Annotated in this window: 1 protein-coding gene; it reads left to right on the forward strand. The window is 69.8% G+C overall.

The window, feature by feature from the left end; translation table 11 throughout:
• Nucleotides 1–121: 121 nt before the first annotated feature.
• On the forward strand, nt 122–442 hold the full coding sequence (locus tag CA983_RS44055) for a hypothetical protein (RefSeq protein WP_086606148.1): 321 nt from the start codon (nt 122–124) through the stop codon (nt 440–442).
• Nucleotides 443–1,021: the final 579 nt, after the last annotated feature.

Below are 1,021 nucleotides of genomic sequence, written 5' to 3' on the forward strand. Positions count from 1 at the left end.
GATGGTGACCGAACGCGGGCCGGTCCTGGTGGAGTTCAACCCGCGGGTCATGGGAGGCGGCCTGCCGCACGCCTACCGGCACGCCACCGGGAAGGACATCTACCGCTCCTGACTGCAGCTCATGACCGGGGAGCCGGTCGACGTCCCCGGCGAGATCACTGGCTGCACCGCCGTGTTCGCGGTCGTCCCCCGGGACGGCGGACGGCTCTTCGGCACGGCCTGCCTCACGCCGCTCGACGGGCAGGCCGACGTCCTGGAGGTCATCGGGTTCGACGCCTACCGGACCGGCCCGGGTGAGGCGGTCGCCCCCGGCCAGGCCGTCGCCCGCTTCATCCTGCGCGCGGCGAGCCGCAGGGCCGCGGTGAGCAGGGCTGAAGAGCTGCTGGGCCGGCTGGAGGGGACGCTCGGCATCCGGCTGATGACCGGCGACCTGGACGGCTGAGCCACCGGCCCCCGTCCCGCCGTACGGCGCTCAGTGCCTGTTTCTGAACCGCCGTTCTGAGTAGCCTTGGGTCCTACGCTGGCGTGGTGTCCGAGGGTGCCTGGCGGGCCGGAGAGCGGCAGTGTGCGGGCTGCGGTGAACGGCTGAGGCCGGAAGCGCGGCCCGATGCCGTGTACTGCTCGTCGGCCTGTCGTGCCAGGCAGTGGCGCCGGGAATGGCGTCTGCGCAAGCGGGTGGCCGCGGAGTTGAGCGGTGTCGGCCGGGCTGTCTGCCCCGAGTGCGGGGACAGCTGGGTGGCGGGAGTGGACCGGCGGTCGAACGCCGTCTACTGCTCGCGGAAGTGCGTGACGAGGGCTTGGAGGGCCCGGAAGGAAACGTTCGGCGAACGGTCACGGTGACCGCATTGCGAACGCATCCAAAAAGCATCTTCGATCAGACTCCGGTCACTTCCGGTCATTTGTTGTGATCTTAGGATTGTCGGTCCGACTCTCAGCCAAGAGGCGGACCGCGTCTCGTCACGGCCCCAAGTGCCGTGTCCCGGTCCGCAGTTGGTGGTGAGACACCATGACCGAAGAGACC

Origin of the sequence: Streptomyces swartbergensis, assembly GCF_002148965.1 — a bacterium.
Classification (GTDB): domain Bacteria; phylum Actinomycetota; class Actinomycetes; order Streptomycetales; family Streptomycetaceae; genus Streptomyces; species Streptomyces swartbergensis.